This is a genomic window from Rubrivivax gelatinosus, from assembly GCF_016583785.1.
Classification (GTDB): domain Bacteria; phylum Pseudomonadota; class Gammaproteobacteria; order Burkholderiales; family Burkholderiaceae_C; genus Rubrivivax; species Rubrivivax gelatinosus_B.
The window spans coordinates 1-842 of the sequence record NZ_NRRU01000225.1; the positions used below are offsets into that span (position 1 = coordinate 1).

At 69.2% G+C, this 842-nt stretch carries 2 protein-coding genes; both read left to right on the forward strand.

Annotation, left to right across the window (positions count from 1 at the left end; translation table 11 throughout):
- The first annotated feature begins 29 nt into the window (after positions 1-29).
- The gene (locus CKO43_RS25515) at positions 30-650 is read left to right on the forward strand and encodes a GntR family transcriptional regulator (RefSeq protein WP_200380424.1); all 621 of its coding nucleotides are present in this window, start codon (positions 30-32) and stop codon (positions 648-650) included.
- A 65-nt stretch (positions 651-715) separates the two neighbouring features.
- A partial coding sequence (locus CKO43_RS25520) for an ATP-grasp domain-containing protein (protein WP_346728428.1) occupies positions 716-842 on the forward strand: 127 nt, incomplete at its 3' end.

The window sequence follows — 842 nt, forward strand, 5'->3', positions numbered from 1 at the left end:
AACTCCAGCACCGCCCCGAAGCCCGCCCGCTGTCACCCCGCGCCTTGTACGAGGAGGTGGCCGAACGCCTGCGCCAGCAGATCTATTCGCGCCAGCTCGAGCCTGGCAGCTGGATAGACGAACTCAAGCTCTGCGCCGACTTCGGCATCAGCCGCACGCCGCTGCGCGAAGCGCTGAAGGTGCTGGCCACCGAGGGCCTGGTGACGATGAAGGTGCGCCGCGGCGCCTACGTCACCGAGATGTCGGCCGCCGACGTGGCCCAGGTCTATCACCTGCTGGCGCTGCTGGAGAGCGACGCCGCGGCCACCGTCGCCGCCAAGGCGGCCACGGCGCAGCACGACCGCCTGCGCGCGCTGCACGCCCGGCTCGAGACCGAGACCGGCGACCGCGACGTGTTCTTCGCCACCAACGAGGCCTTCCACATGGCCCTGCTGGAGGCTGCGGGCAACCGCTGGGCGACGCAGGTCGTCACCGACCTGCGCAAGGTGATGAAGCTCAACCGCCACCATTCCTTGTTCAAGCAGGGGCGCATCGCCGAGTCGCTGGCCGAACACAGCGCCATCGTCGACGCGATCTGCGCCCGCGACGCCGATGCGGCCCGGCGCCTGATGCAGGCCCATTTCCAGAACGGACTCGCGGCCGCGGCTTGATCGCCGTTAGGTTCGGGTCAGACGCGCGGCCCACACTCGCGCCACTCCGGAGACAGGAACACCAGATGAAGATCCACGAATACCAGGCCAAGGAACTGCTGCGCCAGCACGGCGTGCCGGTGCCGCGAGGTTACGCGGCGTTCACGGTGCAGGAGGCGCTGGAAGCGGCGCAGAAGCTGGGCGGCTCGGTAT